The sequence below is a fragment of the Zeaxanthinibacter sp. PT1 genome (assembly GCF_028464225.1).
Lineage (GTDB): Bacteria > Bacteroidota > Bacteroidia > Flavobacteriales > Flavobacteriaceae > Zeaxanthinibacter.
Map to the genome: position 1 here is coordinate 95,927 of NZ_JAQPCN010000006.1, position 18,917 is coordinate 114,843.

Consider the following 18,917-nt stretch of genomic DNA (forward strand, 5'->3'; position numbering starts at 1 on the left):
ATAAGTTTAAAGTTTATGAGCGCAACGGTATTAGAACCGGATAGCTGGGTAGACCTATATGCGGACTACCTTTATAACTACGCCCTGGCTCGGGTCAGCGACCATGAAGTTGCCAAAGACCTGGTGCAGGAGACTTTCTTTGCAGGTCTCAGATCAGCTGCCAATTTTAAAGGCAATGCAACAGAACGCACCTGGCTGATCGCCATTCTAAAAAGAAAGGTCATAGATCATTACCGCAAGATTAATTCGATCAAGGGTAAAGCCGAGGTCCGGATACAATATAAATCCTCTAACGAAAACGAAGGTGACTGGCTGGAAGAACAGGTAGCAGACCCCTACAGCCTGGAGGAGAACGATGCTATAGAAAATGAAGAGCTAGGCCTTGCCATACAAGACTGCATCTCAAAACTCCCCAAGAAACAGTCTAAAGTCTTTACGATGAAAACCGTAGAAGGATTAGAAACTGAAGTCATCTGTAATGAATTGGGAATCAACCCGTCTAACCTTTGGGTCATGATCCACAGGGCACGTGCCGCCCTGATGGGCTGCCTTAATGAAAATTGGTTCAGATCATGAAAATAACATGCCAGGAAGCTGCGATCATCAGCAACAAAAAAGAGTACAAAGAGGCTAGTTTTAAAGAAAAATTAATGCTTCGGTTTCACCTAATTGGTTGTGTTTTGTGCCCGGGTTTTGTTAAAAAGAACACCCAGTTGACCAGGCTATTCCGCCAGGCCCGATTGCAATACCTTACCGACGAAGAGAAAGATAAGATGAGAAAGAATCTGTTCTCTCATTAGCCTATCAACTTAAATCCCAATACTACCAGCCACCAGGCCACCGGGGTAAACTCTACCCAGAACGATGCGAAGTATAGTGCTTGTTTTTCCCGTGTTTTAAGCATCATTAGGACGAGCAGACCTCCGAAGATAATTTTTGAATACAGTTCTGCATCGGTAAAATAGTCCTTGAACAAGGTGGAAATGACAAAAAGCACAGATAAAAGAATTCCCAGCTTACGGCTTCCCTTTACCCCTAATCGCTGCGGCAAAGTCTTAAGTGCCGGACGATCTATAAACATATCCCTGATCTCGAAGGGAATCATCAAAACCAAAATGACAATCATTCGCTGAAACGCTTCTACTTGTATATCCCAGAGCAACAAACCACCGGATGAAACCACGGGTAGGATGACCGTAGCCCCTGCCCAGACAAAGGCGACCATCAGCACCTTCAGGATCCCGAGGTTCCTGAGGTTGCGGGCACGGGGAAGAACAGGTAGCGCATAAAGCCCGATAAGTACCGATAAAAAAAGTAATGTGATCCATACCTCAAAACTGAGAAAGTATGCGTGGTACGCACCAAAGATCACCGCTATAAAACTAAAACCCTGTATATACCTGTGATAGCTATTAGACACAAAGAGATACTTCTTTGCTTCTATTCCGTACTTAATAAAGTTATAGCAGGCTATAGTTGCGAAGAACATGAAATAATACAGATGTTTATCGGCCCTGAGATCGAAGAAAAATGCCGTAATATCCATCAGTGCAACCACGGACAGGGCCACATGTACACTGGCATCCAGGTAAAAATCAAAACTTTTTCTAAGCAGCCCCATTAAACAAAAGTAGGCAAAGTGTTAATAAGCTGTTATTTTGGTTAAAAACTTTCAAAATGTAGGGGTTAGCTATATTATGATTACGAGATTTAATGCCTAATTTTGCACAACATTTCGTAAAAAAGCAATAGCAGTTATGAAGACAGACATGTTCGCATCACGCCATATTGGTATCAGGGAAAATGACTTACACCATATGTTCCAATACATTGGCGTAGAGAACCTGGAGCAATTAATGTATGAAACCATTCCGGATGATATCAGGTTAAAAGCACCGCTAGACCTGGATACCGCTATGAGTGAACACGAGTTCCTGAATCACATACAGGAACTGGGAGAAAGGAATAAGGTATTCAAAAGCTATATCGGTCTTGGATACCATGAAAGCCTGCTTCCGTCTGTCATCAAAAGAAATATTCTGGAAAACCCGGGCTGGTATACAGCATACACTCCCTATCAGGCCGAAGTTGCACAGGGGCGTCTCGAGGCATTATTAAACTTTCAAACCGTGGTCAGCGATCTGACGGGTATGGAATTGGCAAACGCATCGCTACTCGATGAAAGTACAGCTGCAGCTGAGGCCATGACGATGTTATTTGACTTAAGGAGCAGGGATCAGAAAAAGCAGGAAGTTTTAAAGTTCTTTGTATGCGAAGATATACTTCCACAAACGCTGGCGGTACTTAAAACACGTTCTAAGCCCTTGAATATAGAACTGGTCGTAGGTAACTACAAGGATTTCCAATTCGGGGACGATTATTTTGGAACACTGCTACAGTATCCCGGGAAATACGGACAGATCAATGACCTGAGTTCATTTATCGCAAAAGCCAATGAAAAGGATATCAAGGTAGCGGTAGCCGCAGACCTTATGAGTCTTGTTATGTTAACCCCTCCCGGTGAGTTTGGCGCCGATGTGGTTGTTGGAACTACCCAGCGTTTTGGAATCCCCCTTGGTTATGGCGGTCCACATGCTGCTTACTTCGCCACAAGGGACGCTTTTAAACGCAGTATCCCGGGAAGGATCATTGGCCGCACCAAAGACATGGACGGCAAGCCTGCTTTAAGGATGGCTTTGCAGACAAGGGAACAGCACATTAAAAGGGATAAGGCAACTTCTAACATATGTACCGCACAGGTATTACTTGCCGTGATGGCGGGAATGTACGCCGTATATCACGGTCCCAAAGGCCTGCAGTATATCGCCGGAAAAATTCACCGTTCTGCCCATACGCTTTCCGAGGCATTAAAAACTATGGGGATTGAACAATTGAACGATCAATATTTTGACACCCTGCTGATCAAGGCCGATACTTCCCTACTGAAGCCGGTAGCAGAAAAAGCCGGTGTCAACTTCCTTTACATAGACGATCAAACTTTATCTATTGCTCTTAACGAAGCTACCTCCCCGGCAGATGTTCAACAGATCGTCGAGATCTTTAGTGAAGCCCTGGGGAAAGATAGTGTAACGGTAGAAGAATTGTCTGAAGGTCTATCATTACCGGAAACACTTCAAAGAAAATCTTCCTTCCTCCAGAACGATATCTTTAACACCTACCACTCTGAGACGGAGTTGATGCGTTATATGAAGAAACTGGAGCGAAAAGACCTTGCCCTGAACCATTCAATGATCTCATTAGGTTCTTGTACCATGAAGCTGAACGCAGCTTCAGAAATGTTACCCTTAAGCATGCCCCGTTGGGCCAATATTCACCCATTTGCACCTGTAGAGCAGGCCGAAGGTTACCAGTACATTCTTAAAAAACTGGCCGATGATCTATCCGTCATCACCGGTTTTGCAGGTACTTCGCTTCAGCCTAATTCCGGTGCCCAGGGAGAATATGCCGGCCTGATGGCCATCCGGGCATACCACGAGTCCAGGGGCGAATCGCACCGTGACGTTTGCCTTATCCCAGCGTCGGCACACGGCACCAACCCTGCATCGGCAGTAATGGCCGGAATGAAAGTTGTGGTAACCAAGACCGATGACCACGGGAATATTGACCTGGAAGACCTGGAGCAGAAAGTTGAGAAACACTCGGAAAACCTGGCAGCCCTGATGGTGACCTATCCATCAACACATGGTGTATTTGAATCCTCTATTCGCAAAATCACCAAGATGATCCACGATCACGGTGGACAGGTATATATGGACGGAGCCAACATGAATGCACAAGTTGGTCTCACCAACCCGGCTACTATCGGGGCGGATGTCTGCCACCTGAACCTTCACAAGACTTTTGCCATACCTCATGGGGGTGGCGGACCCGGTGTAGGTCCTATCTGTGTGGCCGAACAACTGGTCCCTTTCCTACCTGGAAACCCTGTAATAAGCACTGGTGGTGAACAGGCTATAGAGGCAATCTCAGCTGCCCCTTGGGGGAGTTCACTCGTCTGCCTGATCTCTTATGGTTATATTAAGATGCTTGGGGTGAACGGACTAACGAACGCTACCAAGATGGCTATCCTCAATGCCAACTATATCAAGGGACGTCTTACCAATAAATTTGATGTGCTTTATACAGGGGAACGCGGACGTGCGGCCCATGAGATGATCATCGACTGCAGACCGTTTAAACAAAAAGGAATTGAAGTCAGTGATATTGCTAAGCGTCTTATGGATTACGGATTCCATGCCCCAACAGTATCATTCCCAGTGGCAGGAACCCTGATGATAGAACCGACAGAAAGTGAGAGCCTGAACGAATTGGACCGTTTTTGCGACGCCATGCTGGCCATACGCGCAGAAATCGATGCAGGAACTGAAGAGGCTCCGAATCCTATCTTGAAAAATGCACCTCACACCCTGGATATGCTAACACGTAATGAATGGGAATTCCCTTATACAAGGGAAGATGCTGCATATCCCTTACCTTATGTACTGGATAATAAATTCTGGCCAACAGTTCGGAGAGTGGATGAGGCGTATGGAGATCGTAATCTGATATGCACCTGTGCACCGATAGAAGCCTATGCAGAAGCATAGATTCCTTTAAATATTTACAGAGACCCGTTCCATGAACGGGTCTTTTTTTATCTTTCCGCTTAGTTGGGCATCGTATTGTATCTGAAGAATGCCTTGCCATTTTTTTTAATTTTAATAGCTTGATTCAGATTCTCAACAAATTGCTGACATGAAAATTGGTATTACAGGAACAGGAAGTTATATACCTTCGGTAGTTACACCGAACCAGGCCTTTGACAAAAATGTTTTCTTAAACGCGGATGGTTCCCCCTTTTCATATCCCAACGAGGTGATCATAGAAAAATTCCAGGCGATCACCGGGATAGGAGAAAGACGGTATGCCAAGAATGAGTACAACACTTCAGATCTCGGTTATTTTGCCGCTGAGCAGGCTATCGCTGATGCGGGGATAGACAGGGAATCCCTGGATTACATCATATTTGCCCATAATTTCGGCAATGTTCCCCATGGAAAATCACAAGCTGATACGGTTCCCAGCCTGGCTACCCGGGTAAAACATCTGCTAAAAATCCGCAATCCACGCTGTGTTGCCTATGATATGCTCTTTGGCTGTCCCGGCTGGATCGAGGGTGTGATCCAGGCTCATGCCTATATCAAAAGCGGAATGGCGAAAAAGTGCCTGGTGATCGGGGGCGAAACTCTTTCCAGGGTGATAGACCAGAATGATCGTGATTCCATGATTTATTCTGATGGTGCAGGTGCCTGTATCATAGAGGCAACAGAAGAGAACGGCAATATTCTATCTCATGAGTCTGCCACCTACTCTCAAGACGAGGCCTATTATCTTTTTTACGGGGATTCTTATAACAAGAGTGCCAAGGATACCCGGCAATACATTAAGATGTACGGGAGAAAGATTTACGAATTCGCAGTTTCCCACGTGCCAAAAGCATTGTTTGATTGCCTGGAGAACAGCGGAGTATCTATAGAACAAGTAAAAAAAATATTCATCCACCAGGCTAATGAAAAGATGGATGAAGCAATCGTCAAGCGATTTTACAAACTTTACGGGAAAGATATGCCCGAAGGGATTATGCCCATGAACATCCATGAGATGGGCAACAGTTCTGTCGCCACTGTTCCAACTTTATTTGATATGGTGCGCAAGGGACAATTAGCAAATCATAGTGTACAGCAAGGAGATGTTGTTATATTTGCCAGCGTTGGCGCAGGTATGAATATCAATGCCATCGTATACCAAATCTGAAATGTACGACAAGTCCTTTCCGCATAAACGCTATCAGAAGACCATCCAATTTCTTGAACATCACATCCCTAAGGAGGAACATATCCTGGACCTGGGGGTGAAAAACCCATTATCAGATATTCTCAAGGACCGGGGGTACCAGGTGGCTAACACCTCTGGAGAAGACCTGGACATCGATTTCTCTGCGGTCACCAACACCAACGCTGATGTCGTTACCGCTTTCGAGATCTTTGAACATTTAATAGCCCCATTTAACGTGCTTCGCCACATTAAGTCTGATAAACTGGTGGCCAGTGTACCCCTTCGGCTATGGTTTGCCCCGGCTTATAAAAGTAAAACGGATCCCTGGGACCGCCACTACCACGAATTTGAAGATTGGCAATTTGACTGGCTGTTGGAAAAATCCGGATGGAAGATCGAGGCCCGAACCAAATGGTGCCACCCGGTGAAACGATTTGGCATACGTCCCCTACTCCGCCTATTTACGCCAAGGTATTATATGGTCTTCGCCACCCGGCAAGAGCATTCACTTTAACCATTCCAATATTTCTCCAGAATACCTATTTTTATTTATGCAATATTATGTTGTCATTCCAGCCCATAACGAAGAAGCTCATTTGCGAGGAACTCTTAATTCACTCTGTTCCCAGAAATTGAAGCCTAAGAAAATTGTGGTGGTCAACGACAATTCTACCGACGATACTGAAAAGATCATCGACCACTTCATTACGCGAAATCCGGGTATAGAGAAGGTTAATACCCAATCCAGCAATCTCCATTTACCCGGCAGCAAAGTTATCAATGCATTTAATGCCGGACTCAAATTGCTGGATGAGGAATATGATTTTATCGTAAAACTAGATGCAGACGTGATCCTTCCGGTTAATTATTTTGAAGAGATATCCCACGTCTTTAAAAATGATAAGGAAGTGGGTGTTGCAGGAGGATTTATCTACGAGGAAGACAAAGAGGGAGAATGGAAGCTGAATCATCCGATGAGTCGCAACCACGTTCGCGGAGCGATCAAGGCTTACAGTAAGAACTGTTTTAAAGCCATAGGAGGTCTTAAGAATGCTATGGGATGGGATACGATTGATGAATTATTAGCCCAATACCATGGCTTTCGTATCGTCACTATAGATGAACTACATGTAAAACACCTTCGCCCACTGGGGAGGGCCTATAATAAGAAAGCCAGGTTACTGCAGGGCATGGCGATGTACCAGATGCGTTATGGCTTTTTAATAACTGTCATAGCCTCGCTGAAAATGGCCTGGAAACTTAAGGACCCACTGCTATTTTTACTCAATATGCAGGGTTTTTTCAAGGCATATGATGTCAAGGCTCCATTCCTGGTCAGCCCGGATGAAGGCGCCTTCACACGGGCCCTGAGGTGGAGAAATATTCGTGCGAAACTATTCTAAAACCTCCGGGATAGGGCTTCCTGTGGTCCCACTTGGATATGCTATGCCTAAAATAGCAGAAATGGTGGGTGCAATATCCGGTATTTCTGTCCTTTCAGTGGTAGCGCCTTTGGCAATACCCGCTCCGTAAAATAGCAAGGGTACATGTGTATCATAGATCTCCGCAGAGCCATGAGTAGACCCGGTTTTAGAATAATTGATATAGCCTGAGCGAGGCACAAAAAGCACATCCCCGGATCGTTTCTGGCTATAACCGTTCTGTAGTATATAAGGGATACCCTTGGTAAAATTATTGTTTTGCATCTGGTAGGCGGTATACACCTGGCTGATCCCCTCGTAACCTAATAATTCCCTGGCGAGCTCTTCCTGCACTTCCCTGAGATCAAGGTCAAGACTCCTGACGATTTCATGATCCAGAAAGATCTGGTCATTAGAGATATTCTGTATCAATTGGGCGCCACCGTATTTGTATTCCAGGAAATCCTGGAATTGCTGATTCCCCATAATGGCGTCATCATAACCTGCAGGCACCTTCTTGCTAGAAAGATAGGCAGGAACCGGAACTGCCCCGTGATCTGCTGTCAGGAACACTGTATATTCCCCCTTCCCTACTTCCTTGTCCAGTTTCTCCAGTAATTTCTCCAATTCAAGGTCTAACCGCAGGTAGGTATCCTGTACCTCTTTAGAATCTACACCGAATTTATGCCCGGCATAGTCCGTACTGGAATAACTAATGGCCAGAAAATCCGTAATATCATCTTGACCGAGATTCTCTCCCTTGAGTGCCTCAATGGCGAAATCTGTGGTCATGTTATTTCCATATGGAGTTGATCTTAAGATGTCATAGCCCCCATTGGCCTCCCAAAGAGCAGGCAGGTTATATGGAAAAACAGGCTTTTCCTTACCATTGAAAAGACCTTCGTAGGCATTATCATCATCAGTGCTCTCCTGGTAAGAAGTAATTTTTTTAAGGGTATTCCAAGGTTTCTTATACGCATCAATTGCCTTAGATTCATTGTAGCGCTGAACCCAAGCCGGAAGCGAGTTCATGTAATAGGTGCTGCTAATCCATTTTCCTTCCTCTCCACCTACAAACCAGTAAGCCGCATTTGCAGTATGCCCACCAGGTAATACTGCCCCCCGGTCTTTAAGGGCCACCGCTACCACTTTAGCACGCATCTGCGTATGTAACCTCAACTGATCGGTCACGGTACTTACTAATAAACGGTGAGGCGAAGCCTTCCCAGCATTTCCCTGGGTTCCAACAGAATTGTAAGCAGGATCATCAACGCAGTAAACGCTTTGATCACTATCCTTATCATACCAATTATTCCCTATAATCCCATGAATGGAAGGTGTTGCACCGGTATACACCGAAGCGTGCCCCGGTCCGGTACTGGTAGGCGCATAATTAAAATGGTGGTCTTTACACAGGAATCCGTCCTGAACCATACGTTTAAACCCGCCATCCCCATAATGGGACCAGAATCGTGTGAGATAATCATAACGCATTTGATCCACCACGATACCTACTACAAGTTTGGGAGATTTAAAGGGTTGGGGATCGTTTCCATCTTTTTTCTGTGCCCTGATAAGGCTCAAACTAAATATTGTGATCAAAACCAACGCAATATGCTGCCGCTTCCTGAAATCCATAAATCGTTATTAAAGGCCCAAAAATAATTAATTAAACCCTTAATCGATAATAGAAGGTTATTTGAAGTTGAATATTATTATTTTTACGCTCACACGATTATACCAACTGCATGAATTATTTATCAGCGATTGGCAGTTATGCCATTATGATACGAGAAGTATTCAAGAAGCCAACAAAATGGCGCATCATGAGGTCTCTTATCCTCAAGGAGATCGACGAGCTGATATTTAACTCCCTTGGGATTATCATTTTCATCGCCATATTCATCGGTGGGGTTGTAGCCATACAGACTGCCCTAAATCTCACCAACCCGCTGATACCAAAAAATCTTATCGGTTTTGCTACCAGGCAATCTGTAATTCTCGAATTTGCCCCAACTTTTACTTCCATTATCATGGCCGGAAAGGTGGGTTCATATATTACGTCGAGTATAGGAACAATGCGTGTTACCGAACAGATCGACGCCCTGGAAGTTATGGGGGTAAATGCATTGAACTACCTGGTATTCCCAAAGATCATCGCTATGCTCTTTTATCCATTTGCAGTAGCCATTGCCATGTATGTAGGCGTCTTTGGAGGATATCTCGCCAATATTGCAGGGGGATACAGTTCTAGCGGAGATTTCATAGAAGGTCTTCAAATGGATTTTATCCCTTACCATATTACTTATTCCTTTATTAAAACTGCGGTTTTTGCCTTTATCATTGCAACAATCCCATCCTTTCATGGCTTTTATATGACCGGAGGAGCATTGGATGTAGGGAAGGCCAGTACCACCGCTTTTGTGTGGACCAGTGTGGTAATCATCATCAGTAATTTTATACTCACTCAACTCCTTTTAGGCTAATGATAGAAGTAAATAATTTACATAAATCTTTCGGGAAAACCCACGTACTCAAGGGCATCACTACCAGCTTCGAAAAAGGAAAGACCAACCTGATTATCGGTCAGAGTGGCTCGGGGAAAACGGTTTTCATCAAGTGCCTGCTGGGTCTGTTAAACCCGGAAGAAGGAACCATATCCTACGAGGGAAAGATCTACTCTAAACTTTCGGGAGATGAACGTAGAGACCTTCGGCAGGAAATGGGAATGGTTTTCCAGGGTAGCGCCTTATTTGATTCCCTGACGGTAGAAGGTAACGTGATGTTTCCCTTAGAGATGTTTACCAAGCAGTCTTATGCCGAAATGAAAGAGCGGGTAGATTTTGTTTTAAACAGGGTTAACCTGGTGGATGCCCACGACCGTTACCCCGCTGAGATTTCCGGCGGGATGCAAAAACGGGTAGCCATTGCCCGCGCCATAGTCATGAACCCCAAGTACCTTTTCTGTGATGAACCCAATTCCGGTCTAGATCCCAAAACAGCTATATTAATTGACAATTTGATACAGGAGATCACCCAGGAGTACCAGATCACGACAGTGATCAACACCCACGATATGAACTCCGTAATGGAGATCGGGGAAAAGATCGTATTCCTCAAAAACGGTAAAAAGGAATGGGAGGGATCCAATAAGGAGATCTTTAAAACAGATAATAAAGCGGTGACTAATTTTGTCTACTCCTCGGAACTCTTTAAGAAAGTAAGGCAAATGTATATAGAGGAAAGAAACTAATTAGTCTCTCGGCAGTTGTTTTACCTGAATCCTGTTATCATTTAACCGTAGCTTCAGCCATTCGTTCAGTTTTTTACTCTCAGCTTCCACCTTTTCGCTGGCTGCGGTATCTTTCCATCTAACTTCGAAAACAGGAATGGTGTCCAACTTTTCAAAATTAGTCATGATGGTATAGGCAAATCCAAGACCCGCGAGGTCATCATAATTGGCCCTGGCTTCCGCACTGATCTGGTTAAAGGGAATCTGACCTGTAGTCATTTTGCTTAAACTGGCTACTTCTTCTTCTAAAATCCTGATACGTTCATCTTTATTCAGTAATTCTGCTTTTTTAGACTCGTACAGCTCATTTACGTAATTAAACTTTTCTTCAGAATCATCTCGCCCGCCCTGGACTATCTTCAAGTCGGTATTCTTCAGCCTGGAATATTGGTTCTTTTGTACTCTCCAGGTATCGATCACGTTATCCGGGATCACTTCGTTCCCCATAGTTACTAACTCTATGGTAGATTCACCATCATCACTGTAATTAATCTCGGTAAGGTTATCCATGTAACGGCCGGGGCCTTTGAATTGGTACACAGCTATTGTCTCTCCTATCAGTTGCTTGGCCTGGATCATATACCTGGATTCCTCAAAAACCTTGTAAAAGGTATACCCGGCGGGTATCATGACAAGCACCGCTACGACCGAAGCCACCCGGGCTATAAATCTCCTTCTTTTGGAATTCGCATAACGCACCATGGGAAACTGTAACAATTTCAGAACCAGGAATGTTGCCAGGGCAATAAAAATAGTATTGATGATAAACAGATACATGGCGCCCCCGGCATAAGATATGTTGCCAATTGCCAACCCAAACCCTACTGTACATAGCGGCGGCATAAGTGCGGTAGCAATAGCCACCCCAAAGATTACACTGGCAATCGTCCCTTTTTTAGCCCTGGCAATAACGAGTGCAAGACCGCCAAAAAAAGCGATGAGTACATCCCTTATATCCGGAGCTGTCCTGGCAAGGAGCTCTGAACTCTCATCCCTCAGGGGAAAAAGAACAAAGAACAAATAGGCTGTCAGTACACTTAAAAATACCATGACGGCAAAATTCTTCAGGGACCGGCGTAACGTATCAATATCATTGATTGCTATAGACATCCCGATACCCAGGATAGGGCCCATCAGTGGTGAGATTAACATGGCCCCGATCACCACTGCAGTAGAATTGGCGTTTAAGCCAACGGATGCAATAAAAATAGAACAGACTAATATCCAGGAGGTATGCCCTTTAAAGGGTATATCCGCAATGATTGCTTCCATCGTAGCCTCCCGGTCTGTGTTCTGGCGGATGTCTAGCAACTCTTCTAAGAAGTGTTTAATACTTCCAAGGAGACCTTTAAAATCCTTTTTAACTTCCTCTGCACTCCCTTCATCTTTGCTGGTAGGGGTGATTTGATCCTGGTCTAATTTCTGGCTCATGGCTATATATATTGATCGCCGAAAGTGTTCTTTACCTTAGTAACTACTTCCTTGATATGTTGTTCTTTTTGTTTTGGATAGATCAGGAGTACCTCTTTTTTATCCACAATGATGTAATCGTTTATCCCGTCCAATACCACCAGCTTTCCCTCTTCAGTTCTGATCATATTTCCAGTAGCATCCTCTGAGAGCAAAGTGCCATTTACAATAGCATTATCCCCCGCACTGTTCTGCATTTTATCATAAAGTGAGCCCCAGGTGCCAAGGTCGTTCCAGTCAAAAGCGGCAGGTAAAACATAGATCGTGTCCGCTTTCTCCAGGATGGCGTAGTCAATAGAAATATTATCTGCCTTAGGATAATGCTCCTCTATAAAACCGGCCTCCTTATCGGTATTATAAAGTTCCTGCCCTTTATTAAACAAGGCATAGGTTTCTGGCTGATGATTTTTAAATGCACTGATGATAGTCTCTACCCCCCACATAAATATACCGGCATTCCACAGGAAATTCTCTTGTTCTAAAAAAGATTTAGCTGTTTGGTAATCAGGCTTTTCCCGGAATTGAACCACATTTTTAAGACTAGTACCTTCCTGGTCTTCTTGCTTATCAAATTCGATGTAGCCAAATCCGGTATTTGGAAAGGTAGGCTTAATACCCAATGTACATAGAGCATTTTCTTCCTGGCAGCGGCTAAAACACTGCTTAACATCCTCTTCAAATGCCGCCTCATCTTCGATCCAGTGATCACTGGGAGCTACGATCATGGTGGCATCCGGGTTTTTCTTCTGAATCTTTAAGGCTGCGTATAAGATACAGGGTGCTGTGTTCCTCATGGCTGGCTCTAAGACCACCTGGTCCTCGTTCAGCATTGGTAATTGTTCCATTACCAGGGACAAATACCTTTGGTTAGTAAGAATCAGGATATTTTCTGTCGGTATAAATTTTGACAGTCGTTGCACCGTCTTTTGGATAAGGGTCTGTCCGGATCCCAGCATATCGTGGAATTGTTTCGGGTTCTCAGCAGTACTGAGTGGCCAGAATCTTGAGCCGACGCCCCCCGCCATTACAACGGCGTAATAATTCTTATTCATGGTTGTTGTTTTATAATCAAAAGGAATATTCAAGCTACAGCTGTTTAACCGGGACCGGTCAAGGTGGTCATTCGTATACTTACCTCAATCAGTCGGCTTTTAGTAATTCTACTTCCGCATTGGGTTGAAATAGGTACACCTTACCGGTAGCCATCTCTACACATTCGTATCGCTTAACTCTCCTGTTTCCTTTTTTAAAGATTTTGCCATTGTATATACTGAAAACACTTCCAATAGGCAATTCAAATATAAAGCTCTTATCGTTTGGTTCATCATAGGACATCAGTGCAATTGAAAGATTGGCATCTGTTCCGCTACTGGCCTTAGGATTCCTGAAATGTGTGGCGAGTAATGGGAGTAGTTTGGAAGGGAATACTTCCGGCCGTATAAAGGGCACCATAAGCAACTGAAAGGTCTTTTTCCATTCCACTCCATGGGGTTTGATCTGCCTCCCGAATTTTTCGAATGCAACTAAATGAGCAATCTCGTGTACCAGGGTGATCAAAAACCTGTATTTATTAGAACTGGCATTTACGGTGATAAGATGCTGACCCCCGGGCAGACGCCGGTAATCTCCATGACGGGTTACCCGTTGATCGACCACCTTTAAATGAACTTCATACTTCTTGATCAATTCGAAACAAGGAACTACCGCGGCCGGTGGAAGATAGCGTTGTAAAGTATTGTTCATCAGATCAAAAATAGTATAAATCTCTTATGGCACAAGTAGCCCGATTTTATGTTATGTTGAGGATTGGCCAATTTGGCCTGCCGTGGTGATTAAGGTGTTGAATTACTCACTTGTAGTACTTTGCCATTATAGAACTTCTGACCGTTGAGTGCAAAATCGGCAATATAATTCGCCATTTCCTCTGCGGTGGTCGGCGCTTGGTATCCCGGGAAGGCCGTTTCGAGCATTTCGGTCTGCACTGCGCCCAGGGCCAGGGCATTGAATGAAGGTCCGTTATCTTTGAATTCTTCGGCCAGCAGTTCGGTCAATGTGATGACTGCACCTTTACTGCTACTATAAGCCGCCAGTCCGGGAAATTTACTACTGCCCTGTATGCCTCCCATAGAACTGATGGTAAGCACATGTCCACCGGAATTCATATAAGGTAAGACCACTTGTGTAAGTGCTGCAAGACCAAACACGTTAACATCATATACTTGCCTGAAATCATCCATACTAGTCTGCATGAAAGGTTTGTTGACCAAGTAGCCTGCGTTGTGAATCAATATATCCACCACAGACCATTCTCCCTTTAAGGAAGCCCTTAATCCCTCTAACTCATCCGGTTTACAGATATCCAGGGATAAAGCAGTGATCCTGGAGTTATTCAGTTGTTTTATAGGGTCATCGTTCCTGGAAAGCGCAAGGACATTATGCCCGTTTTCAGCAAGTTGCTTCGCCAACTGAAATCCTATTCCCCGGCTACTGCCGGTAACTATTACATTCGCCATTAATTGTATTTTATTTCTCGATCTTCAGCGTTCGCAATACTTTCCACCACGGGAATCATCCTATTAATCACCTCGGCCATATAAGCGGGATGCATAGCGGAAGCTTCATCCCCGACCTTGTGGTAATGATTAAAATTGGTGAAATCAAAACTGCTGAATGTCTGCGAAGGCACATTAAATGCTTCGTGAAAAGGTAAATTATCTGATCGCCGGAACAAGTTATAGGATTCTGCCTGAGGCAGGAACCCGACCAGTTTTTCGCCGGCATATCGGTTCGCTACATCAGCTAGGTTAGACAAATTGTAACCGGTAAGGTAAAGCAAATGGTCTTTCCCATTCATTGGAACACCGATCATTTCGTAATTCAACATGACATACAGGTCAAGATTTTCTGATCGAAGTTTTTCCGCGAGGTGTTCAGCGCCCAGTAATCCTTTTTCCTCTGCACTAAAAAGTGCGAATATTAAACTGCGTTTATTGGTACGTGATTTTCCGAAATAGCGAGCCAGCTCCAAGACAGCCACGGTACCCGATGCATTATCATTGGCCCCATTGGCAATAGAATCTCCTGCAACATCTTTCTGCACCCCGATATGGTCATAATGAGCACCTATCAGGATAAATTCATTTTTTAAGGCAGGGTCATTCCCCGGGACCGTGCCTACAACATTATGAGTAGGAGTTGGAAAATTGGTAAGGGTATCCCTGTAATTCTTAAAATAGGGTGCTACCCCATTTTTTTTGAATTCCTCTATTATATAGTCCGCAGCCAGGTCTAATCCGGGAGTACCTGCTTCCCTGCCCCGGAGTTCATCACCGGCCAGGAAAGAAATAATACTCTTTGTCCTGGTACTGTCCGTCACCGGGCTTTCTCCAGTCTCTGAACTCCTCTGTACGGTACCACAGGAAGCTAAAAACAATGATCCCCAGAACAGCAGGGTCAATACCGCTGTTCCGGGGATTTTTTTTGATGAGACTTTGCTCATGGTATAAATCATAAAATACTTTATTAAGCTAACATAGTCACCGGGTTCTCCAGGTAGGCACGCAGCGTTTGTAAAAATTGCGCACCTGTGGCGCCGTCTACGGTGCGATGATCACATGCCAGGGTTACTTTCATAGTACTTCCGACGACGATCTCCCCATTCCTCACAACCGGCTTCTCTACTATTGCACCTACCGAAAGGATTGCAGAGTTGGGTTGGTTGATAATGGAAGTGAACTCGAGAATCCCGAACATACCAAGGTTAGATACAGTAAAAGTACTACCCTCCATTTCTGCAGGGGTTAATTTCTTGTTTCGGGCTTTCCCGGCAAGATCCTTAACTGCTCCCCCGATTTGGCTCAATGTCATCTGGTCTGTAAACTTCAGTACAGGCACCACTAAACCATCTTCCACGGCTACTGCCACACCCACGTGTACATGTTTATTGTAAAGGGTGGTATCCCCTTTCCAGGTAGTGTTTACCTGTGGATGCTTTTTCAGCGCCATGGCACAGGCCTTTACTACCATATCATTGAAAGAAACTTTGGTATCCGGAAGGTTATTGATCTGTGCCCTTGATGCCTTGGCATCATCCATATTCACCTCTATGGTCAGGTAATAATGCGGAGCAGTGAACTTGGATTCTCCCAATCGCTTGGCGATCACCTTACGCATTTGAGAGTTCTTGATTTCTTCTGTCTGTTCTTCACCGGCGGGTAAGGCCATGGAAACAGCAGGGGCTGAAGGAGCCGCTGCCTTAGCTGCTTGTTCGGGTTGAGCCTCAGGCTTGTAATTCTCTATATCTCTTTTTACAATTCGACCCTGGTCCCCACTTCCCTTCACCTTGGAAAGATCTATTCCTTTTTCGGCTGCTATCTTTCTCGCCAGTGGCGATACGAATATCCGTTGACCATCCTCCGTTTCCGGGGCAGCAACCTCTTGTTTAGCAGCTTCTTCAGTAGATTTTGATTCAGCCGGTTTTTCAGCAGCGCTTGCTGATTCCTGCTTTTTATCGCCGGAAGGCTTACTGTTCAGTACTGCATCAACATCGGTTCCCTCAGGGCCAATTATAGCCAGGACTTCATCTACAGGAGCGGATTCGCCTTCCCCTATCCCTACATATAATAAGGTGCCGGAGTAGAATGATTCAAATTCCATGGTAGCCTTATCGGTTTCGATCTCTGCAAGGATATCTCCTTCTTCGACACTGTCTCCGACTTTCTTTAGCCAACTTGCCACGGTACCTTCTTCCATGGTATCACTGAGTCTCGGCATTTTGACGATCTCCACGCCTTCGGGAATCTCTGTACTGCCGCTGTCACTTGAGGAGTCGCTTTCTTCAGAATCTGCCTTAGACTCTTCATTAGCTTCCTCCTTGTTTTCCTTTTTGGATTCTCCTTTATTATTATTGAGCAAAGCCGATATATCTTCTCCTTCTTCACCAATTATAGCGAGTAAAGAATCTACCGGAGCACCATCTCCTTCAGCGATTCCGATATGCAACAACGTTCCTTCATGGAAGGATTCAAACTCCATCGTCGCTTTATCGGTCTCTATCTCTGCCAGGATATCACCTTCTTCTACTTTATCTCCAACTTGTTTGAGCCATTTTGCCACGGTTCCTTCTTCCATGGTATCACTCAACCTAGGCATGTTTATTATCTCTGCCATTACTTATAATTTGTGTTGCAAAAATGGATAGTCTTTTTGTTCGTATACGGTATCGTACAGCTGTTCGATCGGAGGATAGTCCGAATTATCCGCAAATTCTTCGCACTCCTTCACCAGGTCTTTCACCCGTTTATCAATAGCTTTAATTTCTTCTTCGGTAGCGTATTTCTTATCGAGAATCACTTCTTTCACCTGGCTGATTGGGTCGATCTTCTTGTATTCTTCAACCTCATCCTTAGTTCGGTAGTGTTGGGCATCAGACATAGAATGACCCCTGTAGCGATAGGTCTTCATCTCCAGGAAAGTTGGTCCTCCGCCAGAGCGGGCTCTTTCTATTGCCTTACTCATCTCTTGTGCTACGGTCGCTGGATCCATCCCATCAACCGGTCCACATGGCATTTCATATCCCAATCCAAGTTTCCAAATTTCCGTGCTATGCGAAGTTCGCGCTACGGAAGTTCCCATGGCGTAGCCATTGTTTTCACAGACGAAGACCACGGGCAATTGCCATAACATTGCCAGGTTAAATGCTTCGTGGAGCGATCCTTGTCTTACGGCTCCATCCCCCATATAACAAAGGGTTACCGCATCTCTCTTAAAATACTTATCGGCAAATGCAAGACCGGCACCAAGAGGAATCTGTCCTCCTACGATACCATGCCCTCCATAAAAACGATGTTCCTTTGAGAAGATGTGCATAGACCCTCCCATTCCTTTAGAAGTTCCCGTCACTTTACCATACAATTCGGCCATCACCTTCCTGGGGTCTACCCCCATTCCTATCGGCTGAACGTGGTTCCTGTATGCAGTGATCATCCGGTCCTTAGTCAGGTCCATGGCATGTAATGCACCAGCTAATACAGCTTCCTGTCCATTGTATAAATGAAGAAAGCCTCTCACCTTCTGTTGTATGTACACCGCTGCTAACTTGTCCTCGAATTTTCTCCAGAACAACATGTCTTCATACCATTTCAGGTAGACTTCCTTGGTAATTTTTTCCATTAATACCGATTGTTTTTAATATTCTTCTCTAAATGAAACTGACCGGACACCCCAATGGGGCCCTGATTTTTGTAGGAGAACAAAAATACACATTAAATCAATAGTGAAAAAGAATTGCTAAAAAAGCTTAAAGCACTCTAAGAACTGTTTTGAATTCCACTTGGAAAATTCGCCCAATCCCTATTTTCACAATTAGTCCAGGTATGATTTTCCGAAGGCAAGAGGAAGCAGATCCGCGATAGATGAACTCTTGTAAACCTCCCCGGAAGCTCCCATCATCAGGATTGCTATTCCATCGTCCTGTCTTTGTTCGTACTCCGCTATCGCCTGTCGGCAATTGCCGCAAGGGGCTGCAGGTGTATCGACTTCTCTGCGAACAGAGTTAACACTGATCGCTATAGCCTTTACCGCAATTCCGGGAAAACGTGCCCCGGCGTGGAAAATCGCCACCCTTTCCGCGCATAGCCCGGAAGGATAAGAAGCATTTTCCTGGTTATTACCGATTACAATCTCTCCGTTGGCCAATAGGACGGCCGCTCCGACCTGGAAGCCGGAATAGGGGGCGTAAGCGTTCTCCCTGGCCAGGACCGCTGTCCGCATTAATTCCTGGTCCAAAACAGCTAATTCCTCCAGGCTGTCATAAATTTCGAGATCAAAAGTTACTTTCTTTTTGTGCATGGTTAAATATACAATTAGCCCGTAATAATAATAAAAAAACCTGCCAAGGG

At 44.7% G+C, this 18,917-nt stretch carries 18 protein-coding genes; 8 read left to right on the forward strand and 10 right to left on the reverse strand.

Annotated elements, in window-relative coordinates; all coding sequences use genetic code 11:
* Nucleotides 1-15: 15 nt before the first annotated feature.
* Both PP178_RS13960 and PP178_RS13965 read left to right on the forward strand, forming a co-directional pair.
* Nucleotides 16-576, forward strand: a complete 561-nt coding sequence (locus tag PP178_RS13960) for a sigma-70 family RNA polymerase sigma factor (protein WP_272594974.1) — start codon at nucleotides 16-18, stop codon at nucleotides 574-576.
* Nucleotides 573-800 (forward strand): hypothetical protein, encoded by a 228-nt coding sequence (locus PP178_RS13965; protein WP_272594975.1) that lies wholly within the window; start codon nucleotides 573-575, stop codon nucleotides 798-800. Before PP178_RS13960 ends, PP178_RS13965 begins: the two co-directional genes overlap by 4 nt.
* Here the strand turns inward: PP178_RS13965 and PP178_RS13970 are convergent.
* Nucleotides 797-1,621 (reverse strand): hypothetical protein, encoded by an 825-nt coding sequence (locus PP178_RS13970; RefSeq protein WP_272594976.1) that lies wholly within the window; start codon nucleotides 1,619-1,621, stop codon nucleotides 797-799. The genes PP178_RS13965 and PP178_RS13970 overlap by 4 nt on opposite strands.
* A gap of 136 nt (nucleotides 1,622-1,757) precedes the next feature.
* Between PP178_RS13970 and gcvP the strand changes: the two genes are divergently transcribed.
* The 4 genes from gcvP (at nucleotide 1,758) to PP178_RS13990 (ending at nucleotide 7,238) form a co-directional block, all read left to right on the forward strand.
* Complete coding sequence (gene gcvP, locus PP178_RS13975; protein WP_272594977.1) at nucleotides 1,758-4,607, forward strand: aminomethyl-transferring glycine dehydrogenase; 2,850 nt, start codon at nucleotides 1,758-1,760, stop codon at nucleotides 4,605-4,607.
* A gap of 148 nt (nucleotides 4,608-4,755) precedes the next feature.
* Nucleotides 4,756-5,814: a 3-oxoacyl-ACP synthase III family protein gene (locus PP178_RS13980; protein WP_272594978.1), complete on the forward strand. Its 1,059-nt coding sequence runs from the start codon at nucleotides 4,756-4,758 to the stop codon at nucleotides 5,812-5,814.
* 1 nt (nucleotide 5,815) lies between these two features.
* Nucleotides 5,816-6,349: a methyltransferase gene (locus PP178_RS13985; RefSeq protein ID WP_272594979.1), complete on the forward strand. Its 534-nt coding sequence runs from the start codon at nucleotides 5,816-5,818 to the stop codon at nucleotides 6,347-6,349.
* A gap of 37 nt (nucleotides 6,350-6,386) precedes the next feature.
* A complete protein-coding gene (locus PP178_RS13990; RefSeq protein ID WP_272594980.1) occupies nucleotides 6,387-7,238 on the forward strand; it encodes a glycosyltransferase in 852 nt (283 codons plus the stop codon).
* On the opposite strand, the gene pafA is transcribed toward PP178_RS13990, so the two are convergent.
* Nucleotides 7,230-8,894, reverse strand: coding sequence for an alkaline phosphatase PafA (pafA, locus tag PP178_RS13995; RefSeq protein ID WP_272594981.1), 1,665 nt, complete (start codon nucleotides 8,892-8,894; stop codon nucleotides 7,230-7,232). The two genes, PP178_RS13990 and pafA, sit on opposite strands and share 9 nt — an antisense overlap.
* Nucleotides 8,895-9,004: 110 nt before the next feature.
* Here pafA and PP178_RS14000 point away from each other — a divergent pair, with 110 nt between their 5' ends.
* Nucleotides 9,005-9,742: an MlaE family ABC transporter permease gene (locus PP178_RS14000; RefSeq protein WP_272594982.1), complete on the forward strand. Its 738-nt coding sequence runs from the start codon at nucleotides 9,005-9,007 to the stop codon at nucleotides 9,740-9,742.
* Entirely contained in the window at nucleotides 9,742-10,509 is a 768-nt protein-coding gene (locus PP178_RS14005; RefSeq protein WP_272594983.1) for an ABC transporter ATP-binding protein, read from the forward strand. Before PP178_RS14000 ends, PP178_RS14005 begins: the two co-directional genes overlap by 1 nt.
* Here the strand turns inward: PP178_RS14005 and PP178_RS14010 are convergent, their stop codons facing one another.
* From PP178_RS14010 to cdd, 8 genes are all read right to left on the reverse strand, one after another.
* Nucleotides 10,510-11,979, reverse strand: a complete 1,470-nt coding sequence (locus tag PP178_RS14010; RefSeq protein ID WP_272594984.1) for a DUF389 domain-containing protein — start codon at nucleotides 11,977-11,979, stop codon at nucleotides 10,510-10,512. It abuts the gene before it with no gap.
* 2 nt (nucleotides 11,980-11,981) lie between these two features.
* Nucleotides 11,982-13,070 carry a mannose-1-phosphate guanylyltransferase gene (locus PP178_RS14015; RefSeq protein WP_272594985.1) on the reverse strand — a complete coding sequence of 363 codons (1,089 nt, stop codon included), beginning with the start codon at nucleotides 13,068-13,070 and terminating at the stop codon, nucleotides 11,982-11,984.
* Between the two features lie 88 nt (nucleotides 13,071-13,158).
* The gene (locus tag PP178_RS14020) at nucleotides 13,159-13,761 is read right to left on the reverse strand and encodes a SprT-like domain-containing protein (protein ID WP_272594986.1); all 603 of its coding nucleotides are present in this window, start codon (nucleotides 13,759-13,761) and stop codon (nucleotides 13,159-13,161) included.
* A gap of 89 nt (nucleotides 13,762-13,850) precedes the next feature.
* On the reverse strand, nucleotides 13,851-14,531 hold the full coding sequence (locus PP178_RS14025) for an SDR family NAD(P)-dependent oxidoreductase (RefSeq protein WP_272594987.1): 681 nt from the start codon (nucleotides 14,529-14,531) through the stop codon (nucleotides 13,851-13,853).
* A complete protein-coding gene (locus tag PP178_RS14030; RefSeq protein ID WP_272594988.1) occupies nucleotides 14,531-15,517 on the reverse strand; it encodes a M28 family metallopeptidase in 987 nt (328 codons plus the stop codon). Before PP178_RS14030 ends, PP178_RS14025 begins: the two co-directional genes overlap by 1 nt.
* A 23-nt stretch (nucleotides 15,518-15,540) precedes the next feature.
* A complete protein-coding gene (locus tag PP178_RS14035; protein WP_272594989.1) occupies nucleotides 15,541-17,187 on the reverse strand; it encodes a pyruvate dehydrogenase complex dihydrolipoamide acetyltransferase in 1,647 nt (548 codons plus the stop codon).
* A gap of 3 nt (nucleotides 17,188-17,190) precedes the next feature.
* On the reverse strand, nucleotides 17,191-18,189 hold the full coding sequence (gene pdhA, locus PP178_RS14040; RefSeq protein WP_272594990.1) for a pyruvate dehydrogenase (acetyl-transferring) E1 component subunit alpha: 999 nt from the start codon (nucleotides 18,187-18,189) through the stop codon (nucleotides 17,191-17,193).
* 192 nt (nucleotides 18,190-18,381) lie between these two features.
* Nucleotides 18,382-18,867 (reverse strand): cytidine deaminase, encoded by a 486-nt coding sequence (cdd, locus tag PP178_RS14045; protein WP_272594991.1) that lies wholly within the window; start codon nucleotides 18,865-18,867, stop codon nucleotides 18,382-18,384.
* Between the last annotated feature and the right edge of the window lie 50 nt (nucleotides 18,868-18,917).